This window comes from Leifsonia psychrotolerans (assembly GCF_013410665.1).
Classification (GTDB): Bacteria; Actinomycetota; Actinomycetes; order Actinomycetales; family Microbacteriaceae; genus Cryobacterium; species Cryobacterium psychrotolerans_A.
Window position 1 is genome coordinate 2,814,800 of sequence record NZ_JACCFM010000001.1, and the last position, 22,432, is coordinate 2,837,231.

At 65.3% G+C, this 22,432-nt stretch carries 19 protein-coding genes and 2 tRNA genes; 4 read left to right on the top strand and 17 right to left on the bottom strand.

Going from position 1 to position 22,432, the window contains the following annotated elements:
• Positions 1-63 precede the first annotated feature (63 nt).
• The 7 genes from HNR05_RS12945 to serS form a co-directional block, all read right to left on the bottom strand.
• Positions 64-549 (bottom strand): hypothetical protein, encoded by a 486-nt coding sequence (locus tag HNR05_RS12945; RefSeq protein WP_179579526.1) that lies wholly within the window; start codon positions 547-549, stop codon positions 64-66.
• A 581-nt stretch (positions 550-1,130) separates the two neighbouring features.
• Positions 1,131-1,219 (bottom strand) — tRNA-Ser (locus tag HNR05_RS12950).
• A 91-nt stretch (positions 1,220-1,310) separates the two neighbouring features.
• Positions 1,311-2,576, bottom strand: a complete 1,266-nt coding sequence (locus HNR05_RS12955) for an LCP family protein (RefSeq protein WP_343062590.1) — start codon at positions 2,574-2,576, stop codon at positions 1,311-1,313.
• 42 nt (positions 2,577-2,618) lie between these two features.
• Positions 2,619-2,703: transfer RNA gene (locus HNR05_RS12960), tRNA-Ser, on the bottom strand.
• Positions 2,704-2,796: 93 nt separating this feature from the next.
• Positions 2,797-4,161, bottom strand: a complete 1,365-nt coding sequence (locus HNR05_RS12965; protein WP_179579527.1) for an LCP family protein — start codon at positions 4,159-4,161, stop codon at positions 2,797-2,799.
• Between the two features lie 99 nt (positions 4,162-4,260).
• Positions 4,261-5,109 (bottom strand): HAD family hydrolase, encoded by an 849-nt coding sequence (locus tag HNR05_RS12970; RefSeq protein WP_343062591.1) that lies wholly within the window; start codon positions 5,107-5,109, stop codon positions 4,261-4,263.
• Positions 5,106-6,371, bottom strand: coding sequence for a serine--tRNA ligase (serS, locus tag HNR05_RS12975; protein WP_179579528.1), 1,266 nt, complete (start codon positions 6,369-6,371; stop codon positions 5,106-5,108). Before serS ends, HNR05_RS12970 begins: the two co-directional genes overlap by 4 nt.
• A gap of 91 nt (positions 6,372-6,462) precedes the next feature.
• Between serS and HNR05_RS12980 the strand changes: the two genes are divergently transcribed.
• Positions 6,463-7,413 carry a diacylglycerol kinase family protein gene (locus tag HNR05_RS12980; protein ID WP_218868893.1) on the top strand — a complete coding sequence of 317 codons (951 nt, stop codon included), beginning with the start codon at positions 6,463-6,465 and terminating at the stop codon, positions 7,411-7,413.
• 209 nt (positions 7,414-7,622) lie between these two features.
• On the opposite strand, the gene HNR05_RS12985 is transcribed toward HNR05_RS12980, so the two are convergent.
• Together HNR05_RS12985 and pheA are read right to left on the bottom strand one after the other, a co-directional pair.
• Positions 7,623-8,045 (bottom strand): hypothetical protein, encoded by a 423-nt coding sequence (locus tag HNR05_RS12985; RefSeq protein WP_179579530.1) that lies wholly within the window; start codon positions 8,043-8,045, stop codon positions 7,623-7,625.
• Positions 8,046-8,310: 265 nt separating this feature from the next.
• Entirely contained in the window at positions 8,311-9,261 is a 951-nt protein-coding gene (gene pheA, locus HNR05_RS12995) for a prephenate dehydratase (protein WP_179579532.1), read from the bottom strand.
• A gap of 35 nt (positions 9,262-9,296) precedes the next feature.
• Between pheA and pgm the strand changes: the two genes are divergently transcribed.
• Entirely contained in the window at positions 9,297-10,913 is a 1,617-nt protein-coding gene (gene pgm, locus HNR05_RS13000; protein ID WP_179579533.1) for a phosphoglucomutase (alpha-D-glucose-1,6-bisphosphate-dependent), read from the top strand.
• 707 nt (positions 10,914-11,620) lie between these two features.
• Here the strand turns inward: pgm and HNR05_RS13005 are convergent.
• The 5 genes from HNR05_RS13005 to HNR05_RS13025 all read right to left on the bottom strand — a co-directional run bounded on the left by HNR05_RS13005 (position 11,621) and on the right by HNR05_RS13025 (position 17,626).
• Positions 11,621-12,912, bottom strand: a protein-coding gene (locus HNR05_RS13005) for an IS3 family transposase (RefSeq protein WP_179577428.1) whose coding sequence is annotated in 2 segments (ribosomal slippage) — positions 11,621-12,642 and positions 12,642-12,912 — 1,293 coding nt in all. Because the reading frame shifts where the segments join, the coding sequence is not laid out codon by codon here.
• Between the two features lie 454 nt (positions 12,913-13,366).
• A complete protein-coding gene (locus tag HNR05_RS13010; RefSeq protein WP_179579534.1) occupies positions 13,367-14,008 on the bottom strand; it encodes an amidase domain-containing protein in 642 nt (213 codons plus the stop codon).
• Between the two features lie 80 nt (positions 14,009-14,088).
• Positions 14,089-15,378 carry an amidase domain-containing protein gene (locus HNR05_RS13015; protein WP_179579535.1) on the bottom strand — a complete coding sequence of 430 codons (1,290 nt, stop codon included), beginning with the start codon at positions 15,376-15,378 and terminating at the stop codon, positions 14,089-14,091.
• A gap of 147 nt (positions 15,379-15,525) precedes the next feature.
• Entirely contained in the window at positions 15,526-16,827 is a 1,302-nt protein-coding gene (locus HNR05_RS13020; RefSeq protein WP_246318404.1) for an MFS transporter, read from the bottom strand.
• Positions 16,820-17,626: a D-alanyl-D-alanine carboxypeptidase family protein gene (locus HNR05_RS13025; RefSeq protein ID WP_179579536.1), complete on the bottom strand. Its 807-nt coding sequence runs from the start codon at positions 17,624-17,626 to the stop codon at positions 16,820-16,822. Before HNR05_RS13025 ends, HNR05_RS13020 begins: the two co-directional genes overlap by 8 nt.
• Positions 17,627-17,790: 164 nt before the next feature.
• Here HNR05_RS13025 and HNR05_RS13030 point away from each other — a divergent pair, with 164 nt between their 5' ends.
• Positions 17,791-19,581, top strand: coding sequence for an MDR family MFS transporter (locus HNR05_RS13030; RefSeq protein ID WP_179580964.1), 1,791 nt, complete (start codon positions 17,791-17,793; stop codon positions 19,579-19,581).
• A gap of 7 nt (positions 19,582-19,588) precedes the next feature.
• On the opposite strand, the gene HNR05_RS13035 is transcribed toward HNR05_RS13030, so the two are convergent.
• The gene (locus HNR05_RS13035; RefSeq protein WP_179579537.1) at positions 19,589-20,509 is read right to left on the bottom strand and encodes an LLM class F420-dependent oxidoreductase; all 921 of its coding nucleotides are present in this window, start codon (positions 20,507-20,509) and stop codon (positions 19,589-19,591) included.
• 292 nt (positions 20,510-20,801) lie between these two features.
• A complete protein-coding gene (locus tag HNR05_RS13040) occupies positions 20,802-21,686 on the bottom strand; it encodes a DNA-methyltransferase (RefSeq protein ID WP_179579538.1) in 885 nt (294 codons plus the stop codon).
• A 35-nt stretch (positions 21,687-21,721) separates the two neighbouring features.
• Here HNR05_RS13040 and HNR05_RS13045 point away from each other — a divergent pair, with 35 nt between their 5' ends.
• Entirely contained in the window at positions 21,722-22,039 is a 318-nt protein-coding gene (locus HNR05_RS13045; RefSeq protein WP_179579539.1) for a GNAT family N-acetyltransferase, read from the top strand.
• An 82-nt stretch (positions 22,040-22,121) separates the two neighbouring features.
• On the opposite strand, the gene HNR05_RS13050 is transcribed toward HNR05_RS13045, so the two are convergent.
• Positions 22,122-22,400, bottom strand: coding sequence for a hypothetical protein (locus tag HNR05_RS13050; protein WP_179579540.1), 279 nt, complete (start codon positions 22,398-22,400; stop codon positions 22,122-22,124).
• Positions 22,401-22,432: the final 32 nt, after the last annotated feature.

Genomic DNA, 22,432 nt, shown 5'->3' on the forward strand with positions numbered 1-22,432 from the left:
CCCCTCCCACATAACGGGGCCGCTGCCCCGGTCTTACCGAATCTGCTGTCAGAGTGGGCTCACTTAGCCGATCGCGCCGATCCTGTAAGACAGATTGACCGTGGCGCCCTTGCAGGCATCCTGGATTGATGTCTTGTCGTTGAACTTAATCGTGGCACCGCCCCACGCACCCACGGCCGTACCCACTGGAACTTCTCCACCAACCGTCATGACCGCATTCGCAAGAGTGTAATCCGACGCATCACAGGTGCCCACTGCGGCGTTGAGTGCCTTGTCCACCGAAGCGATGCTCGCCGTCACAGTTCCCACGTAGACAGGGCCTGCGTCGGAATTTGTGAAGTTACCGCTCAACGTCTGCTCAGTACCACCGGGGTACATCCCCGTCACCACGCTGGTCTGATGCACCGTGATGTTCTCGCTCGTACCCGTTGTTGCCGTTCCGGTGCCTGAACCGCCGACCGTCCAATACGCGAATGCGGCAACAGCCGGAATCAACACCAGTGCCGCCACCGCGATGACTACAGCATTCTTCTTCTTGAGCTTCGCCATACGATCAATCCCCCGAAATCATCTAGGCCTCCTGCCACAGCCGGCGAGAGAAATACACACTTTCGCCGCGAACCCGACCAAAGGTGACCCCCTTGAACACTACCCTGCCACCCGGCAACTCCGGCTGACCGCTGATCTAGACGCGCCAGCACTGGGCACGAGGAGTGTCCACATTGTGGGACATCCGGTGTGCGCCGCCGGGATGACGAACCCACCCTCGGACAATCGCTTCCCATTCCGTCGGGTCGATCCTCGGAGTGAATTGCCCTGTCGTCACTACTCTTTTTCACCCCATCCGAGCCGGTTCGGGACGAGCTCGTCATCTCTGATTAACACGATCACGGTCGGATCTCGCTGAGCCAGCAGCACAGCGGTGTGGCGCAGGGCAGAGCGTACTGACGGGGATTCTGTGGAAGAACGGCGACTCCCACGCGAGAAGTGTGCCGCGGCATCCGCCGAGTTCGCCTCGTGCGGTCGAGTTCGTCTTGCATGCCGGGAAAACTCGACCGCAAGGGCTTGACTCAGCGAAGTTTCGGCTCAAATCGGGAAACAAAAAACCCCGCCTGAGCGGGGTTTCTCTGCGGAACCGGTGGGATTTGAACCCACGGTACCCGTGAGGGTACTCCACCTTAGCAGGGTGGTGCACTAGGCCGAACTATGCGACGGTTCCTGAATGCTCACCGAAGCGAACACACGACCATAATCATAACCGAGTCCGCGGCATCCTTTCGACCACATGGCGAACGGATGCCGCGGCCCGCCTACTGATTGTCGAGCGTGCGACCGACCGAACAGGTGAATTCGCCTGCCGTCTGGCCAGTGGCCCGATCAGAAATCACCGTCTTCTGGGGTGCGACCGGGGCAGCGGGATCGGCCGCGCCCTCGGCCGGCGCCTGAGCGGCCGGCGTTTCGGCTACCGGAGCATTCGGGTCGAGCGTCGCACCGCGACCGAGGGTCCCGGCGAGAGCAATCGGCTGGTCGGCGGCGATGGCCGCGAACATGTCGTCGAAGGCCGGCTGAACCGGCAGCACGCCACCCTCGGTGGAACCGGTCGGCACCTGAACAAAGGTGATCTCGTCAAGATTGATGTCTTTCAACGCCATCGCGATCGAGGCCAACGTCGACACGTTGTTGAGGCTCTCGGAGAGCTGCATGTTGGACGTGGCCGCCTTCGCCAGCGAATAGACCTTGAGCGGATCGGAGAGCGTGTTGGCGCTCTTGATCTGACGCACGAGCGACGACATGAACACCTGCTGGTTGTTGATGCGGGTGAGGTCGCTCCCGTCGCCGACGCCGTGCCGGGTGCGCAGGAACTGCAGCGCATCGACGCCCTGGAGCGAGTGCACGCCCGGGTCAAGGAAGGTTCCGGTGTACTCGTCCTCGATGCGCTCGGCGACACAGACCGGAACACCGCCGACTGCGGTCGACATGGCCATCACGCCACTGAACTGCACCTCCGCGGCAAACGGGATGCTGAGTCCGGTGAGCGCCTCAACGGTAAGCACGGTGCAGGCCATGCCGCCGTAGCTCAGCGTGGTGTTGATCTTCTGGCGGCTCATCGCCGACGAGGTGTCGCCGTCGGGCAGCGGGCATTCGGGGATCGGCACAAACATGTCGCGCGGAAAGCTGATCACCGAGGCGTTGCTGTGATCCTGCGAGATGTGCAACAGCATCGTCACGTCGTTGAGGTCGCCGGTCTCGTCCTCGCCACCGAACGACGGATCTTGGCCTGCTCGACTGTCGCTGCCGATGATCAGCATGTTGACGCCGCCATCGATGGCACCGATCTGCGGGATCTCCCCCAGCGCCTTCTCATTGGCCAGGTGCACGCCGGGCTTCGCGCTGGCGACCACGTTCATTCCCGCGATCGCCGCGACCGAGGCGCCGCTGACCAGCAAAACGGCCAGCGTGCCAGCGAGAAACTTGGCGATTGTGGCAAACGCATTCGACCTTTTGAGCCGGCCGTGCCGGGCGATCGTCGAGAGATGCTGTGCCCTATTCGTGCGTGGGCGCAGTTGGTCGCTCACTCGGGTCCCTTCGTCGTATGTCGGCCCTGACGCGTCATTGTGCGGAGGGCGTGGGATTCGAACCCACGAGACATTTCTGCCCACCAGTTTTCAAGACTGGCTCCATCGGCCGCTCGGACAGCCCTCCAGTTCGCGAACGAACAAGGCTCGATTCTAGCCGATGGGATCGATCTCAGACTGACAGTGCTTCCTGGTAAGACACTGAACACCTGATGAGGGGCTATTGATTGACCAGCGTGCGCCCCACAGCGCAGGTCTGCTCCGCCGCGGTTTGGCCCGTAATGCTCGGCGGCAACGTGACCGCGACGGGCCCCGGCAACGCGGTCGGCACCGAGGATGGCGCCCCTGTCGCAGCCGGCCCCGCGCTGGGCACCGGAGCGACGGATGCCACCGGCGGGGCCGACGGGGCCCCCGGCGCCGCCTCGCTGGCTGGGCCGAGCTGCCCGCCCACCTGCACCGGCGCGTCGGCCGCAAGCGCGGTGAACAGCACCATCGCATCGGCGGTGCGCGCCACCAGCCCGCCGTCGACCTCGTCGACGGGATACTGCAGGAACGAAATCTGGGCCAGGTCCATACCCCGCAGGGCCAGGGCGATCGAGACCAGGGTGTCGACATGCTGCAGGCTCGTCGACAGCCTCATATTGCTCGACGCAGCCTTGGCCAGGCTGTAGAGGGTGAGCGGGTTGTTCAGCACACCATTCGAGGTGATGGTGCGCACCAACGAGGCGAGGAAGGCCTGTTGATTGCCGATTCTGGCCAGGTCACTGCCGGTGGAGAGCCCGTGGCGGGTGCGCAGAAACTGCAGGGCGTCCCCGCCCGACAGCACGTGCTCGCCGGCCGACAGGAACGTGCCGGTGTAGGCATCCTGAATGGGCTCGGCCACACACACCGGCACGCCGCCGACGGCGTCGGACATCGCAATGACGCCGTTGAACTCGATCTCGGCGGCGAAGGGGATGTTCTGGCCGGTGAGCTTCGTGATGGTGGCGACCGTGCACCCCAGGCCGCCGTCAGCCAGCGCGGTGTTGAGCTTGTCGGTGAACCCGCCGTCGGTGCCCGGGGCGCTTTCGGTCGGGGATGCCGCACAGGCCGGAATGGTCACGAACAAATCGCGCGGAAAGCTGACGATGCTCGCCCGGGTGTGGTCGTTCGAGATGTGGAGCAGCGCCGTGACGTCGCCCAGATGTTCGCCGCGCGGCCCGTAGGCGGGATCCCCCTCACCGCTATCGCTGCCGACGAGCAGGAGGTTCACGCCGCCGTCGATCGCCCCGATCTGGGGGGCCGGGCCGCCCGCACTCACCGTGTCGCCCGGCAACACGATGCCCGGCTTGAGTGAGGTCGCGACGTCGCTGACGGCGATTCCCACGACGGCGAGCGAGCTCACGAGCAGCACCGCCAGTCCCAGCCCCAGCCCAGTGACGAGCGTTCTCGCCGGACCCGTCGACCGCTGTCGGCCATGCCGGGCGAACGGGACCGGCCCGACGCCAGCGGCCGAGTCGGCGCCAGCGGCCGTACCAGCGTCAGCGTTAGCGTCAGGCTCAGAGGCGGGCTCAGCACCGTCGCCGTGCGTCGATCGACCGATCATGCGCCGACCCTACACCTGGGCACCTCCGACGGTTTCTGCGCCGGTGCGACGCCGCGCACGCCCGCGCATCGGCGCACCCGCACCCGCGCACCCGTGCGACTACAGCGTGGCCAAGACCTGGGCGAGCCCGTCGCCGTGCACGGGAGCCGTCGTCTCGTTGGCGGCCTCGAGAACCTCATCCGGCGCCTGCCCCATGGCCACGCCACGCCCCTGCTCACTGGCCCAGAGCAGCATGTCGATGTCGTTGCGTCCGTCACCCACGGCCATGACCCGGTGGCGGGGGATGTCGAGGTCTTCGCGCACGCGCTCCATGGCCGTTGCCTTGTTCACGCCGTCGGGCGCAATGTCGAGCCACGCGGTCCACCCAATTGCATAGCTGACCCGGTGAAGGCCCATGCGATCGACCACGGCGAGGAATTCCTCCATCTCGTGGTCGGGCGAGATCACCACGACGCGGGTCGCCAGGTGCACCAGCAAGTCTTCGAACGGGACCTGCTCGCTGTCGTCGCCGATGGTGTCGTCGGGGAATATCTCGGTGAAGCGGTAGTGGCCCTGCTCGTCTTCGACGGCGAAGCGGGCATTCCCAATGTGCGAGCGCATGGTGGTGAGAACGCCGGACGGATCGAACGATTCGATGCGTCCACGCCGGTACCCGCTCGGTTCGCGCTCGTCACGCATCAACGTGATGGCACCGTTCGAGCAGACCAAGAAGCTCGGGGTGATGCCGAGCCGCGCCAGCACGGGAAGAGTTGCGGCCGAGCTGCGGCCGGTCGCCAACATCACCTCATGACCCTCGAGGGTCAGTCGCTGAATCTCAGAAATCACGGTGGCACTGATCGTGCCGTCTTCCTGCATGGTCGTTCCATCAATGTCGAGGGCGACGAGCCAGCGCGCATCCGTTCCCTCGGCCGCGAGGGTTCCCCGGGCAGCGCCGCGCGAATCGGTCACTGGATCGGCTCGATCACGTCGATGCCACCGAGGAACGGGCGAAGCGCCTCGGGAATGCGCACCGAGCCATCCGCTTGCTGATGCGTTTCGAGCATCGCGACGATCCAGCGGGTGGTGGCCAGCGTGCCGTTGAGGGTGGCGACCGGGGTGGTCTTGCCCGATTCGGTGCGGTAACGGATGTCGAGACGGCGTGCCTGGTAGGTGGTGCAGTTACTCGTGCTGGTCAGCTCGCGGTACGCGCCCTGCGTGGGAACCCAGGCCTCGATGTCAAACTTGCGGGCCGCGCTCGAGCCAAGGTCTCCGGCGGCGACGTCGATCACGCGGTAGCTCAGTCCGAGCGATTTGAGCATGTCTTCCTGCAACGCGACGAGGCGGTCGTGCTCGGCCTCGGCGTTTTCCGGCAGCACGTAGGCGAACATCTCGAGCTTGTTGAACTGGTGCACCCGGATGATGCCGCGGGTGTCTTTTCCGCCCGATCCGGCCTCACGACGGTAGCAGGTGGACCAGCCGGCGTAGCGCAGCGGCTCGGCCTCGAGGTCGAGGATCTCATCCGAGTGGTAGCCGGCCAGGGCCACCTCGCTCGTGCCGGTGAGGTAGAGGTCGTCGGCGGGCAGGTAGTAGATCTCGTCGGCGTGCTCGCCGAGGAAGCCGGTGCCGTCCATGATCTCGGGTCGCACCAGGGTGGGCGTGATCAACGGCGTGAATCCCGCCGCGAGTGCCCGATCCAGCGCCATGTTCATCAGGGCGATCTCGAGGCGGGCACCGATGCCCTTCAAGAAGTAGAAGCGCGAACCCGACACCTTGGCGCCGCGGCTCATATCGATCGCGCCGAGCAGTTCGCCGAGCTCGAGGTGGTCGCGCGGTTCGAAGTCGAAGATGGGGGTGTCGCCGTGGGTGCGCAGGGTGATGAAGTTCTCCTCGCCACCGGCCGGAACGCCGTCGATGATGGGGTTGGCGATCGTGCGCACGATGGCGTGGAACGCGGCCTCGGCTTCGGTCGCGACGGCGCTGGCGGCCTTCACCCGGGCAGCGAGTTCTTGTGCCTGGGCGACGAGTGCCTTCTTCTCGTCTTTCGGCGCGGCAGCAACCTGCTTGCCGAAGACATTCTGTTCGGCCCGCAGCGCCTCGAACGCCGAAATCGTGGTCCGCCGTTCGGCGTCGGCGGCGAGCGCCAGGTCGACAGCCTCCACAGAGGCCCCTCGGGCCTCCTGCGAACGCTTGATGAGGTCAGGGTTTTCTCGCAACAGCACCGGATCAATCACGCTCGCCAGTCTACAAGCGCCGGGCTGGGCAACCCGATAGCCTGTGCAGGTGACGGATCGCCGTACTTCCTCCCCCTCCCAATATGCTGCTGTGGTTTATAACCCGATCAAAGTCGATCTGAAGAAGCTCCGGGCCAGCGTCAGCAAGGCCGCCTCGAAGTCCGGCTGGGGAGAGACGCTCTGGTTTGCGACAAGCGTGACGGATGCCGGCCAGCAGGCCACCCGCCGCGCGGTGCGGCAGGGTGTCGCGATGGTGATCGTGGCCGGTGGTGATGGCACCGTGCGCGCCGTTGCCGAGGCACTGCGCGACTCGGAGATTCCGTTGGCGATAGTGCCATCGGGCACCGGAAATCTGCTCGCCCGTAACCTGCAACTTCCCCTGAGCAGCATCGACGAGTCGACGGCGATCGCTTTTGGTGGCGAGGATCGGGCGATCGACCTCGGCGTTGTCAGCGTGACGGGTGCCAACGGTGACACCGACGATCATGTGTTTTTGGTGATGGCCGGCCTCGGCGTCGACGCCGAAATGATCGCGGCCACGAACCCCGATCTCAAGAAGCAGGTCGGCTGGTTGGCCTACATCGACGCCGGCATGCGGGTGTTTCCGAAAGCCGTGCCGTTTCGTATCCGCTACAGCCTGGCCGGGCGGCCCGATCGCTCGGCGCACATCAGCACCATTTTGATCGCCAATTGCGGACTGCTGCCCGGCAACCTGCAATTTCTCCCGAAGGCGCAGGTCGACGATGGAATTCTTGACATCGCCGTGTTGAAGCCGAAGGGCGTACTCGGCTGGCTGAAGATCTGGCGGCGGGTCGGTTGGGAGAATGGCGTGCTGCGCCGAACGAAGACCGGACGCAAACTGATTGAGGTCACCGAAGAGACCAACGAACGCACGATGACGACGCTGCAGTCAGCCGACATCCGCATCACTGTCGAGGGCCCGCAGCCCTTTGAAATTGACGGTGACGAGTTCGGGTTGGCGCGGGCACTGTTTCTGCGGGCCGATCCGCAGGCCCTGATCGTGCGGGTTTCGGCGGCCTGAAGCGCGCGGATTCCGCCGTGCGCACCGTGCCATGAAGCACGCCCGCCGCACTCCCCCGCCCCCATCCCCTCCACCCTCCCCTTCGCTACACGCCGCCTGCCGTGAAGTCGCGCAGATGACCCTTCCGAGGTCACCCGAAGGGTCATCTGCGCGACCTCACGGCTTCATGCTGGTGGCAGCCGCCCGCGCTCTAAAGGCCTGACCCGCGACTAGCGGCGGGCACGTTGCCAGCTGATCGCCCGTTCGAAGACAAGAGCGACCAGCACGAGAAGGCCCGTCGAGAAGAGTGCGGGCGCGACCATCCACGAGAGCCGCATCAGGATCAAGCTCAGCGGCATACCTGGGTCGCTCGAGGAATAGCTCTGCCCGTCATCAGAGACCGATTGCCAGTACAGGCCTCCGCCGGCCACAACCAGGAGGGTGCCGATCAGCCACAGTGCAGTCAGATACGGGTTCGCCCGAGGCCCGACCACACGGTCCATGTCGCCGTCGTACCCGGCGGTGTCGTGCCCGACGGTGTCGTGCCCGGCGGTGTCGCCGAACCGCGCGTCCCCGGGCCGCACCTCGTCGAACCGCACCTCGTCGGGCCGCACCTCGTCGGACGGGGCGGGCGCAGAAGCGCGGGTCGGCACCGATGCACGTGTGGGTGCAGAGGCAGACGACGGCGCAGAGGCAGACGACGGAGCTGATGCTGATGTCGGAGCTGATGCTGATGCTGATGCTGATGTCGGAGCGGATGCTGAGGCAGCTGCATCCGGCCCCGAAGAACGACGCGCGCGCCCGGCGATCGGCGCACTCGGCGCACTCGCATCGTGCACGTAACCGCGCTGATAGATCGGGTTATGCCGTGGGTCGAAGGCGGGCGGATCCCCGCGACCGTCTTTTCCCCACGCGTGCTCATGCCGCCGGCTCCCCGTCGATCAGGCCGCGCAGCCAATCACGCGCCTCGATGAAGATCTCGTCATCAAAGCGGGAGGTGAATTCGATCGCCTGTTTGTCGGCGCGAGGATAGGAACCGAGGAATGTCACGTTGGGGCTGAACCGACGTAGGCCGAGCAGCGCGTCGGCCATCCGTTCGTCGAGAATGTGGCCGTCGGCGTCGATGACGAACCGGTAGCGCCCGAGCGCGTCACCGATTGGTCGGGACTGAATCAGGCTGAGGTTCACGCCTCGAGTGGCGAACTGCTCGAGCATCTCGAGCAGCGCTCCCGAGCGGTCATCGGGCAGTTCGATGATGAGCGTCGTCTTGTCTGCTCCGGTCGGCTCAGGCAGGGTAACCGTGCGGCTGACGAGTACGAAGCGGGTCACGGCGTTGGGGTTGTCGCCGATGTTCGTCGCGAGCACCACGACGGGGTGGTGCGTGTCGATTCCGGGGGGCGCGATCGCCGCATCCGCTTGGGAGTTCTCAAGCAGGGCCGCGGCGGCAGCCACATTGCTCGACGCCGGAATATACCCGTGACCGGGCACCGCTTTTTCAAGCCAGGCACGGCACTGCGCATAGGCGACCGGATGCGCGTTCACGGTGTTCACCTCGGCCAGGGTCGTTCCGGGTCGGGCGACGAGCACGAAGTTGACCGGAACCAGGTATTCGCCCACGATGCGCAGGTTCGGTACGCTCGCCAGGGCATCCTGGGTGGCGCTCACCCCGCCATCGACCGAGTTCTCGATCGCGATCATCGCGGCCACGCTGCGGCCTGAGACCACGTCGGCCAGAGCCTCGCCCACGTTGTTCACCGCACGCCAGCGTTTGCCCGCCGCATCGGGCACCTGGGCCAGCGCCGCCTCGGTAAACGTGCCGGCCGGCCCGAGGAAGCTGTAGCTGTCGGTGTCTAGTGGCGTCAGAGGCATGGCTCACAGCCTAGTTGCAGTGCCAGACTGGGGGCATGAATGAACGTGCGGGAACGCCGGCCCAGGAATCCGATCTCATCGACGTCACGGCGCTCGTCGCCGCCTATTACGCACTGAAGCCGGATGTCGCGGTGCCCGCCCAGCGCGTGGCCTTCGGCACGTCGGGTCACCGCGGCAGTTCGCTGACCGTGTCATTCAACGAAGCCCACATCGCCGCCACCACCCAGGCCATCGTCGAATACCGCGACAGTCAAGGCATCACCGGCCCGCTCTTCATCGGTGCCGACACCCACGCGCTCAGCGCCCCGGCCTACACGACCGCACTGGAGGTGCTCGTCGCCAACGACGTGCGCGTGCTGGTCGATGAATTCGATGACTACGTGCCGACACCGGCGCTGTCGCACGCGATTCTCGCCTACAACCGCGGCGGCCACGGCGACCAGGCCGACGGCATCGTGGTCACCCCCAGCCACAATCCGCCCTCTGACGGCGGCTTCAAATACAACCCCCCGCACGGCGGGCCGGCCGACAGCGATGCCACCAGCTGGATCGCCGAACGAGCGAACGAGCATATTGCGAACGGCCTGCGCGACGTGCAGCGCAGCGAGCCGAGCGCGGTCGAGGCCTACGACTTTCGGGGCGCCTACGTTGAAGATCTCGCACACATCATTGACATGCAGGCGATCAAGGCCAGCGGCATCCGCATCGGGGCCGACCCGCTGGGAGGCGCGAGCGTGGGCTATTGGGGCGCGATCCGCGACACATATGAGTTGAACCTCACCGTGGTCAACCCGAAAGTCGACCCCACCTGGCGGTTCATGACGCTCGACTGGGACGGCAAGATCCGCATGGATCCGTCGAGCCCGCACGCGATGGCATCCGTTCTGGACCACCAGAACGACTACGACATTCTCACCGGCAATGACGCCGATGCCGACCGGCACGGCATCGTCACACCGGATGCGGGGCTGATGAATCCCAACCATTTTCTTGCCGTCGCCATCGACTACCTCTCGACCCACCGTCCCGAATGGCGCTCGGATGCCCGTATAGGCAAGACCCTCGTCTCGTCGTCCATGATCGACCGTGTGGTGGGTGCGCTCGGGCGCGAGCTGTGGGAGGTACCGGTGGGCTTCAAATGGTTTGTTCCGGGCCTGATCGACGGCTCGGTGGCGTTCGGTGGCGAAGAGAGCGCCGGGGCCAGCTTCGTGCGCTTCGACGGCACCGTCTGGACGACCGATAAAGACGGAATTCTGCTTGCACTGCTGGCCGCCGAGATTCTGGCGGTCACCGGAAAGACGCCGAGCCAGCGCTATGCCGAACTCACCGAGCAGTTCGGTGCGCCCGCGTATGCCCGAGTGGATGCGGCGGCGACGCCCGCGCAGAAGGCCGCACTCAGCCGCCTCGACGGCGCCGCGATCACAGCCAGTGAATTGGCCGGTGAGCCGATTCTGGCCACGCTCAGCCACGCCCCCGGCAACGATGCGGCGATCGGCGGGGTCAAGGTCGTCACCGAAAACGCCTGGTTCGCGGCGCGTCCGAGCGGCACCGAAGACGTCTACAAGATCTATGCCGAGTCGTTCCTCGGCGCCGAGCACCTCGCACAGGTGCAGGCCGAGGCGAAGGCGATCGTCGACGCCGCGATCGCCTGACTCGCGGGTCGAGCCTGTCGAGCACCGCCGATCGAGCGTGTAAACCGCTGATCGAGCGTGTAAACCGCTGATCGAGCGTGTAAACCGCTGATCGAGCGTGTAAACCGCTGATCGAGCGTGTCGAGATCCAGAAAACCAAACCCGAACACGGTGACAGGGTCTCGACAAGCTCGACCAACGGGTGCCTCGATCAACTGGGCGCACGAGCGTGTAAACCGCTGATCGAGCGTGTCGAGATCCAGAAAACCAAACCCGAACACGGTGACAGGGTCTCGACGAGCTCGACCAACGGGTCGTTCGAGCAACGGGGCGCACGAGCAACGGGGTGGATCGACCAACGGGTGCCTCGAGCGTGTAAACCGCTGATCGAGCGTGTAAACCGCTGATCGAGCGTGTCGAGATCCAGAAAACCAAACCCGAACACGGTGACAGGGTCTCGACAAGCTCGACCAACGGGTCGTTCGACCAACGGGTCGCTCGACCAACGGGTGCCTCGAGCGTGTAAACCGCTGATCGAGCGTGTCGAGATCCAGAAAACCAAACCCGAACACGGTGACAGGGTCTCGACAAGCTCGACCAACGGGTCGCTCGACCAACGGGTCGCTCGACCAACGGGTGCCTCGAGCGTGTAAACCGCTGATCGAGCGTGTCGAGATCCAGAAAACCAAACCCGAACACTGTGACAGGGTCTTGAACCGTCCCGGATTTCATGCCGCCGTTTTGTTGGCGGCTTCGTCGTTTAACGGGCCGTTTGTTTCAGCGTAGTAGTTGCGCTCGTATTCCTCGGGCGGCATGTTCCCAAGCGAGCTGTGCAGGCGCCGATTGTTGTACCAATCGAGCCAGTCGAAGGTGACTGCTTCAACATCGGCGAGGGTCTTCAACGGGCCCGTCATGAACGGTGAGTTCTTTGCGATGGCCTCGTTCTTGTAGAGCCCCATGACGGTCTCGGCGGCCGCGTTGTCGTAGGCGTCGCCGACGCTCCCGATCGAGGCCACGAGACCTTCGAGGACGACGGTCTCGGTGAACCGAATCGACGTGTATTGCGACCCGGCGTCGGAGTGATGAATCATTCCCGGTTTCACCGCGTGACCGGCGTGGTCGCGGCGCCAGAGCGCCATCTTCAAACACTCCTCGACGAATGGGGTGTCCTTCACCGTCGAGGCTTGCCAGCCAACGATCGCCCGCGAAAACAGGTCGATCGCGAAGGCAATATAAACGAAACCGCCCCACGTCGGCACGTAGGTGAAGTCCGTCACCCAGCTATGGTTCGGGCGGGGCGCAGTGAAGTTGCGTTTGAGGAGGTCAGGAGCCCGAGCCGAGTCCTTCCCAGACGACGTCGATGTGCGGGGCTTGCGCCCGCGGACGAGGCCGTTCATGCCCTCCAGACGCATCAACCGGTCGACGGTGTGCTTGGACACGTCCGAGAACCCGCTGCGGGCCAGCCACGCCGTCATCTTCCGCCGCCCGTAGAGAACCTCGGGCTGCTGCCGGCCCTTCGCATCCCTCACCCGCAGCGTCTTGAAGATGTCGATGAGGGCGGCATCATTCCGGGTTCGTGCGGCGGCAGCGCGGGTCTTCCACGCACGATACGACCGTGAAGTAACGGCGACGCCCTGCTCGCGCAGGACGCCACACGTCAACTCGACTCCATGGCCGTTCGCCTTCATCCCCAGGATGAAAGCAACTATGGACGGTTGCGAGGGTCGAGCTCCCTCGCGAAGAAAGACGCCGCCGCTTTGAGGATGTCGTTCGTTTCCCTCAGATCCCGGTTCTCCCGCTTGAGACGTTTAATCTCCTCAAGCTCCTCGCTCGTGGGGCCGGTCCGTTCGCCGGCGTCGGCCTGCGCCTGGGTGACCCACTTCCGCAACGTCTCCGCGCCGATGTTCAGCTTCGGTGCCAGGTCTCGGCACGCAGCCCACATCGACGGGTAATCCTTCAAACGATCAAGGGTCATACGAACCGCTCGCTCGCGAACCTCTGTTGGGTGTTTCTTGGGCATAACCGAATCCTTTCACCAGAAAGAAAGCGGCAGGAAATCAGGGACGGTTCATCTCGACGAGCTCGACCAACGGGTCGTTCGAGCAACGGGGCGCACGAGCAACGGGTGCCTCGAGCGTGTAAACCGCTGATCGAGCGTGTCGAGATCCAGAAAACCAAACCCGAACACGGTGACAGGGTCTCGACAAGCTCGACCAACGGGTCGCTCGAGAAACGGGGTGGATCGACCAACAGGTGCCTCGAGCGTGTGAACCGCTGATCGAGCGCGTCGAGATCCAGACAACCAAACCCGAACACGGTGACAGGGTCTCGACAAGCTCGACCAACGGGTCGCTCGACCAACGGGTCGCTCGACCAACGGGGCGTTCGACCAACGGGTCGCTCGACCAACGGGTCGCTCGACCAACGGGGCGCACGAGCAACGGTGTGGACCGACCGGTTAGGCGACCCGACCTCTACTCCGGGATGCTCCAGTAGTAGACACTCGCACCCGGGTGGTTGACCGTGATAGCCCAATCGACCGAGCGGTAGTCAGTGTCGTCGGTGTGACCGGCGTAGAAGATCTCGAGGTCGTCGCCCGAACCCTCAATGCGCGTGACGATACCGGTGTGGTCGCGGTCGCCCAAGTTGTCCCAGTCGAACTGCACGATGTCGCCGAGCTTCACCTGGTCGCGCTGGCTGTCGCTCAGCACGGTCGCCCGACCGGAATCGGCGAGGTAGTCCCGGAACGCGGTCGAGCTGACCCAGGCCGACGAGAAGTCAAAATCTTCGCCGGTTCCCTCAGACCACCACTCGGAATCCATCGTCCAGCCACGTGCGATCAGCGACTGGCTGGCAAAGTCGACGCAGTCGTTGTCGGGAACCTCCCCGTACTCGGTCAGGTTGTAGTTCTGCCAGTACTTCAGCACGTACTCGAGTTGCAGGTGCACTGCCGGGTTCACGGCCTGCGCCCGCTGTTCCTGCGCCTTCTGCTGCTGTTGCTCGGCGGTCGCTCCACCACCGTGCACGGCGTCGGATGCCAGCAGGGCCCCGCCACCGAGAAAGCCGGCCACCACGACGACCGCCAGAATCGCGCGGGTACGCATCGTGAACGCCACAGCAACTCGTTTCCTCTGAGAGAACGGCCGTTGCCTGCAACGACCGGTCTAGGTTCCCCCGAATGGGTGTCAGATCTAAACTACGCGATACTCCAGAAGTACACCGACGCTCCAGTGTTCGCGGCGGACTCATTGACTGACTTGAAGTCGGTGTCGTTGGTGTGACCGGCATAGTAGATCTGCACACCGGATGCCGTCTGGTCGACGCGGGAGACGATTCCGGTGTGGTCGCGGTCGCCTGAGTTGTCCCAGTCGAACTGCACGATATCGCCGACCTTCACCTGGTCCCACTGGTCGGCGCCGAGCGCCGTGGCCCGCTCAGGGTGGCGGCCGAAGTAGTCGGCAAGTGCCGTGGAACTGGCCCACGCCGCACTGTATCCGTTGCCGTAGGACCATTCGCCGTCCATAGCCCAGCCGCGCGCAAGCAGCGACTGACTGGCAAAGTTCGCACAGTCATTGCCACTGATCACGCCGAATTCTTCCGAGTTGTAGTCACTCCAGTGGGCCAGCACATAGTCGAGTTGGGTGGCGATTGCGGCCTGGCGCGCGGCCTCGGCGGCAGCCTGCGCTGCGGCCTGTTCCGCGGCGGCCGCCGCAGCTGCGGCTTCGGCCTCGATTTTGGGGTCTGGCGTGTAGCTGAAGGTGAGTGGGACCACGGGCTTGTCAGCCGGAACGGATGCGGCGGGCTTACCTGGGCCGGCGTTTTCGGCCGGCGCAGCGGCGGGCGTGGGCGTGGCGACGGCATCCGGCACAGCGGCATCCGGCACAGCGATCTCCGGCGAAGCGATCTCGCTCGGAGCAATCGCTGTCGGCGTGCCCACGGCGGCTGCAGACGAATCGGCTGCGGCCCCGGGCTGCGCCGCGGCGTCGACCTTCACCTGCCGGCCGTCCAGGTCGAACAGCTCGACCTCGACGGTTCCGGTTGCAAGGTCCTTCGCGGGCGGGGTCGTGATCGTCACGGTGTCGGCGGTGGCTGCCGTGACCGTGCCGGGGGTGTCGCCGAACTTCACGCTGGCCACCCGGCTGAGATCCTTTCCGTTCACGGTGACGACGGTGCCACCGGTGACGGGACCAGCCGATTCGCCGTGGGCGGTGACGAGGGCGCCGCGCACGATCGGCGCGGGACGAACCACAGAGACGGTTGCAGCCGGGGCTGGAATCGCCGCATCAGCCTCGAGGGCTCCGTTTCCGGAGAACACCCCGGCCGTGATTGCGACAACCGTGCAGGTGGCAAGAATTCCACCACCCAGGGCGAAGTGGCTCTTTTTCAGTGGGGTTCGCGCGCGGTGCTTGCCGCGGCGCGGGGTGACAGAGGCGGACAGGATGCGGGTAACTCTCGTAAAGGCGGGGCGCACAAATTCGTTTCTCATCGACAAAAGGGGACATGACAGATCATCACCTTCAGATGAGTGGGTTCTGTGGGAAGCATCCAAAACCCATGCGAACGCATCCGGTCCGGTGCTTCCGCGGCCCGGCCGGCGGACGACGAATGCGCGTCCGCACCGCGTCGCAGAGCGCTAGCCGCGGGCGAGGTGGGCTCGGGCGCGCAGCCCGAAGACGATCATGGGGATCAGCACGAGCATGGCCACGACGTTCACGGCGGCGAAGCCTCCCCAGGCGAGAAGCAAGCCGGATGCGGCGGCGGCCATGGCTGCGGCCAGGTTCATTGCGGCATCCGTCGCCCCTTGCAATGGCACGCGGATGCGCTGTTCGACGGTACGGGTGAGCAGGGCTGACCCGCCGATCATGCCGGCCGACCAGCCGAGTCCGAGCAGGCCGAGCGCGAGGGAGAGACCGATCATGTCGTCGGGGGCCAGCAGTGCGCCGATGACGGCGGCCAGGCCCAGGATGGCCACGCCGATGAAAATCACCCGGGCCGGGCCGACACGGTCGGCGAGCCAGCCCATCAGCGGGCTTGCTCCGTACATGCCAACAATGTGCACGCTGATCACCAGGCCGACCAGGCCGAGGGACATTCCCTGATGGTTCATATGCACGGGCGTCATCACCATGACGCCGACCATGATGGTGTGCGAGCAGACGATGGCGACGATGGCGAAGACAGCCTGGGGCTGGCGCAGCGCGATGCGCACGGCCGCACGCAGACCCAGCGGCGCAGCGGGCGCGGCTTCGCCCGCGAGTTGGCCGGCCGGCGGCGTGCGGAGGAACGCTGCGGCGAGCAGGGTCGAGAGAGCGAAAGCGACGCCCGAAAACAGGTAGGGACCCGCGAGTGGCTCGATACCGAGGCTGCGACCGAGGTCGCTGCCCAACTGGGAGAGGTTGGGTCCGGCGACCGAGCCGAGCGTCGTTGCCCAGAGCACGACCGACATTGACCGTGCCTCGAACCCCTTCGAGGCCACCTCCGTTGCGGCGAAGCGAGCCTGCAGACCGGCTGCGCTGGCTGCTCCGAATGCGGCCAGGCCGATCAGCAGAATTGCAATGGAGCCCGTTGCGGATGCCACGAAAACGAGCAACGTCCCGACGAGCGCCAACGCGTATCCGGTAGCCAGAGCCCAGTGTCGCCCGACCCGGGTGGCCAAGCGCGCGAGCGGAATGGCGACGAGACCGGCGCCGAGAACACTAGAAGTCTGGGCCAGGCCGGCCATCGTGACCGTGCCCGAGAGCTGTTCGGCCAGCAGTCCCCCGACGGCGATTCCGGATGCGACGCCCACCCCGGCCAACAGTTGGTTGACGATGAGCAGCGCCAGGGGCATCCAGCCGCTACGCCGGGAGAGCCGACGGCGCGGCGCGGCAGCAGAAGCCCGGCCCGCGATCCGTGCGTCAGTCGTGCCGGCGTCTGTCGTGCGCGGGTCAGCCATAGGTGGGCGCAGCCGGCAGCCCGAAGAACTCTTCGAGGGTGGTCACGCCCGTGCTGTGCATCTCCGTCGAGAGCTCGACGCCCACGTAGCGGTAGTGCCACGGTTCGAAGGCGTACCCGGTGACCGCTTCTTTGTCGGCCGGATAGCGCAGCAGAAAGCCGAAACGCCAGGCGTTCGCGGCCAGCCATTGCCCTTCCGCGGTGTCAGCGAAGCAGACGTTGAGCGAGCAACGCCCCGAATCGGCGCCGATGTCGATGGCGAGCCCGGTCTGGTGTTCGCTCGTCCCCGGGCGTGCGGTGCTGGTGTCGGCATACGCCTGGCCGTTGGAGGCGACATCGTCATCGTAGACACTCACCTGGGAGTCGTAGCTGCGATAGGCACTGTTCGATGCGAGCGTGAGGCCGGCCTCGGTTTCAGCGGCGGCGAAGAGCGCGACGACCGCATCCGACGCGGCGAGGCGCAGTCGAGGAGCCCAGGTGTGCGGCACGGGCACGTCGACCAGGTCGGGTGGGGTGAAGTCAGCGGGGTTCAGCGGGCGCAGCTTGTTCACCACGACCCAGATACTCGCCGGGTCATCGATCGACAGGGCGCCCCGGTCGAAGGTCGGAACCGCAACGGGAGGAGCTGATTGTGTCGGACTCGGCCGCACCGTTTCGGTGGGCGTCGGGGCCGGCGTCGGAATCGCCGCTGCGGACGGTTCGCCACGCGAGGCGGCACCGGTCAGCACGCCGGCGGCCAACGACGCCACCGCAAGCACCGTAACGGATGCCGCCACCACAGCCGTTCGTCGTCGTCGCACGGACCGTTGATTCCCGCTGGGCTGTTGCTGTTCCGACACCCTCCGAGTGTAGCCGCGCCGGTGCCGATCCCAGCGTCTAAACGCTCGCACGGAATGCTTGTAGAACGAAAGTTCGCGGAGTAGTTTTACTCACTATGCAAGCCGCCTCGGCACCCGCGCCGCTCATGAGCCACCGGCAAATTCTCTTTGTGATATTCGGTCTGATGGCGGGAATGTTCCTCTCGGCCCTCGACCAAACCGTTGTGGGCACGTCGATGCGCACCATCGCCGATGATCTCGACGGCCTGTCCCTGCAGGCCTGGGTGACCACCGCCTATCTGATCGTCTCGACGATCAGCACGCCCATCTACGGCAAGCTCAGCGACATCTTCGGGCGGCGCCCGATGTTTTTGATCGCCATCTCGATCTTCTTGCTCGGTTCGCTGCTGTCGGGTTTGGCCACGTCGATGTATGGCCTCGCCCTCTCCCGCGCCGTGCAGGGCCTTGGTGCCGGCGGTCTGATGGCGCTGCCGCTGACCATCATGGGCGACATTCTGGCCCCGCGGGAACGCGCGAAATATCAGGGCTACTTTCTGGCGGTGTTCGGGGTTTCGAGCGTGATCGGCCCGCTCCTCGGCGGGCTGCTCGCCGGCACTCCCGTCATCCTCGGCATCACGGGCTGGCGTTGGGTCTTTCTGATCAACATCCCGATCGGCCTGATCGCACTCGCCATCGTCGTGCGTTTTCTGCACATCCCCCGGTTCAAGCGGCCCGCCCGCATTGACTGGTGGGGCGCTTCCACTGTCATCGTGGCGGCCGTACCGTTGCTTCTCGTCGCTGAGCAGGGCCGCATTTGGGGCTGGGATTCGCTCGCGGCCTGGTCCTGTTACATCGTCGGGGTGGTCGGCATCGCCGCATTCATCATCTCGCAGCGACTGATGGGCGATGACGCTCTGATCCCGCTCAAACTGTTCCGCTCACAGACCTTTACGATGGCCACGATCCTCGGAGTGCTCGTAGGCTTTGGCATGTTCGGGGCGCTCATGACCATCCCTCTTTATCTGCAACTGGTTCTCGGGGCCACCCCCACCGAGAGCGGCCTGCTCATGCTTCCGCTCATCCTGGGGCTGATGATCGCCTCGATCACCAGCGGCCAAATCATCGCCCGCACTGGACGCTACCGAATCTTTCCCATCCTCGGCACCGCTCTGATGGCGACCGGCTTCTTCTGGTTCACCTTCGCGACGGCCACGAAGCCGGTGACGTTCATGATGGTCGGGATGCTGCTCGTCGGCCTCGGGCTCGGCCAGCTGATGCAAACCCTCACCATCGCCAGCCAGAACTCCGTGGGAGCACGTGACATTGGAGTTGCCACATCGTCCGCGACGTTCTTCCGGCAAATCGGTGGAACCCTCGGCACTGCCGTGCTGTTCTCGGTGTTGTTCACCCGCATTCCGATTGCCCTCGCCGCCGTCTTCAGCAACTCGGCGACCGTCGCCAGCCTGAAGGCCGCCGCAGCCGACCCCTCAGTGATCGCCAACCCCGCCAACGCCGAGATCCTGAAGCTTCTTCAGAACCCCGGCGGGCTGGGGGCTTCGCTCGACGGCAACACGTCGTTCCTCAACACCTCTGACCCCCGACTTGCCGCCCCCTTCCTTGAAGGCTTTAACGACGCATCGGTGACGGTGTTCTGGGTGAGCTTCTTCGTGGTGCTGATCGCATTCATTCTGAGCTTCTTCATGAAGACGCCGCCGCTGCGCAAGACGTCGGCGTTGCAGGAGACAGCCAACGAACAGGCAGCGACCGCGGAGCGTGAGGCGGCGCTGCAGCTTCAGCAGGCCGCCGACCGCATGGGTGCCCTGATCGAACCGGGCACCGGCTCGACCGAGGTCGTGTGGCCCGACACGGTGCGCCCCGACTCCGCACGCCCCGATTCCCCACGCCCCGACCAGCCGCCGAGTCCGTCGCCCGCGTAACGTCGAGTCAGCGAAGCTGCGGCACGACCTCACGGGCGAAGAAGTCGAGGTGCTCAAGGTCGTGCAGGTCGAGCATCTGCAGGTAAACGCAGTCGACGCCGTCGGCCTGAAGCGCACCCAACCGATCGACGACCTCGGCCGCCGTGCCGGCCAGTCCGTGTGCGCGCAGTTCGGCGGGCTCGCGGCCGATCGCCGCCGCTCGGCGAGCGACCTCGGCATCGTTGGCACCGGTCGCCGCGACGAACGCCGCCGAGTAGACGAGGTCCTGCGGGTCTCGGCCGAGGGTCTCGCAGGCCGCGCGCACGCCGGCGAACTTATCGGAGACATCCGCGAAGTCGGGGAACGGCAGGTTGAACTCGGTCGCGAAACGTGCGGCCATGGCGGGCGTCCGCGTGGCACCGAGGCCACCGACGATGACCGGAATGCGCTCCTGCACGGGCTTCGGCAGTGCCGGGGAATCGGTCAGCGAATAGTGCTCGCCGGCAAAGCTGTAGCGCTCGCCCAGCGGGGTTTCCCAGAGGCCGGTCACGATCTCGAGCTGTTCCTCGAGCATGCCGAAACGCTTGGCCGGAAAAGGGATGCCGTACGCGGCATGTTCCTCTGCGAACCAACCGGTGCCGAGCCCCAGTTCCACGCGTCCCCCCGACATCTGGTCGACTTGGGCGACCTGAATCGCCAGGATTCCGGGCGGGCGGTAGGTGACTGACGAGACCAGGGTGCCGAGACGGATGCTCTCGGTTTCGCGGGCGAGGCCAGCCAGCGTCGTCCAGGCATCCGTCGGGCCGGGATACCCCGCGCCGCCCATCGCCAGATAGTGGTCGGAGCGGAAGAAAGCGTCGAAGCCGAGCTTCTCGGTGGCCTGGGCGATGGCCAGCTGGTCGTCGTAGCTTGCGCCCTGCTGTGGTTCGGTGAAGATGCGGAATCTCATGGTCCCAGTCTTTCAGAAGACGCTGGCCGGCCGATTGTTTCGGCCCCTGCCGGCTCGGCCAGGCAGTGTCACTGAGGCTCGCGCCGCATAACTCCTGCAGTTCAGTCGGCAGTGGCTGGACAGCATCCGGACTGCAGCGACGTGCGCCAGTTGACCGCGCAAATTGCAGGAGTTATGCGAAATGGCCGCGCGGGAGGCTGGCCGGGGCTGGCCGGGGCTGGCCGGGGCTGGCCGAGAAGCCGGCGGGCCGAGGTGTACGAAGAATCCGAGGTGTACGAAGAATCCGAGGCGCTCAGGGAGCGTCGACGAAGTCCACCTCGGGAAGTTCGGCAAACCGGGCACGCATCACCGTCAGCGATTCGGGGTTCTGGTCGACGAGCACGAACCTGCGACCGAGCGATGCGGCAACGGCCCCCGTGGTGCCGCTGCCGGCAAAGAAATCAAGCACCCAATCTCCCTCACGGCTCGACGCCTGGATGATGCGCCGCAGAATGCCGACCGGCTTCTGCGTGGGGTAACCCGTTTTCTCCTTGCCCGTCGGGGAGACGATCGTGTGCCACCAGACGTCCGTCGGCAACTTGCCCAACGCGACCTTCTCGGGGGTGACCAGGCCGGGCGCCATGTATGGCTCGCGGTCGACAGTGCTGGAGTCGAAGTAGTAGGTCGCCGGGTTCTTCACGTAGACCAGGATCGTGTCGTGCTTGGTGGGCCAGCGATTCTTCGACTTCGCGCCGTAGTCGTAGGCCCAGATCAGCTCGTTGAGAAAGCAGTCCCGGCCAAACAGGGCGTCGAGCAGCACCTTGGCATAGTGAGCCTCGCGGTAGTCGAGGTGCAAATATAGGGTGCCGTCGTCGGCCAGCAGACGCCATGCCTCGATCAGGCGGGGCTCGAGAAATGCCCAATAGTCTTCGAACTGGTCGTCGTAGCCGAGCAGGTCGCCCTTGATGCGCTCGTAACGCTGCCCCTTGAACCCGGTGATCGCGCCCACGGCGCTCATGGCACCCTCGGCCGATGAGCGAACAGATGTCGTCGACTGACGTTTCTGCTTGCGCCCCGTGTTGAATGGCGGATCGAGGTAGATCAACGTGAATGACTCATCGGGTAGCGACGGCAACACGGTGAGGTTGTCGGCGTGGAAGACAGTGGACGGAGAGGTCTGTGACCACGCGATTGGCATGCTCCCCATTCTGCCAGCAGCCGTAGGCTGTTGTGATGGACCCTGAACCGAACGCTCCGTCGACAACCGTCGACGTGCGGCACGAACCGGAGCAGTCCCGCTACACGATCTGGCGAAACGGCGAGGCGGTCGGGCTCGCTCGCTACAGCTCCAGCGCGCGCGCGATCACCTTCGTGCACACCGAAGTCGATCCGCAGTTTCGCGGCGCAGGGTTGGCCAGCACGCTGGTTCGCTGCGCCCTCGACGACGTGCGCGAGCACTCCGACCTGCCGGTTGTCTCACAGTGCCCGTACCTGAGCAGCTGGCTCACGACGCATGCCGACTACCAGGATCTGCTCACCCGCGGCACCTAACCCGGCACCGTTGGCGGCCTATCGCACCGTTGGCGGCCTATCGATTGTGCGGCAGTCCCGCACTGCCGCCGTGAGGCACTCGTTAGGGCTCGAGTTTGATCCGGATGCGGCCGTCGTAAATACCGCGTTCCCCGGGCCCGTCGCCCGCGAGCGGGGCCGGAGCCGGAAGCGCCGTTTGCCGGTCGAGTTCAATCGCGGCCTCGTGTCGACTCGGTGCGAAGACTTCGTCACCGATCGAGAGCACGCTTCCGCCGCCACCCGGTCGCTTGTTCTTGTTCGAGAGGTCGATCCAACCGAACCGGTTCGCGAGGGAGCCGAGCAGGAGCACGCCCGCACCACCGATCGGAATCCACCAGTCCATGCCTCAAGGGTAACAAGTCGGCCGGGGGTCGG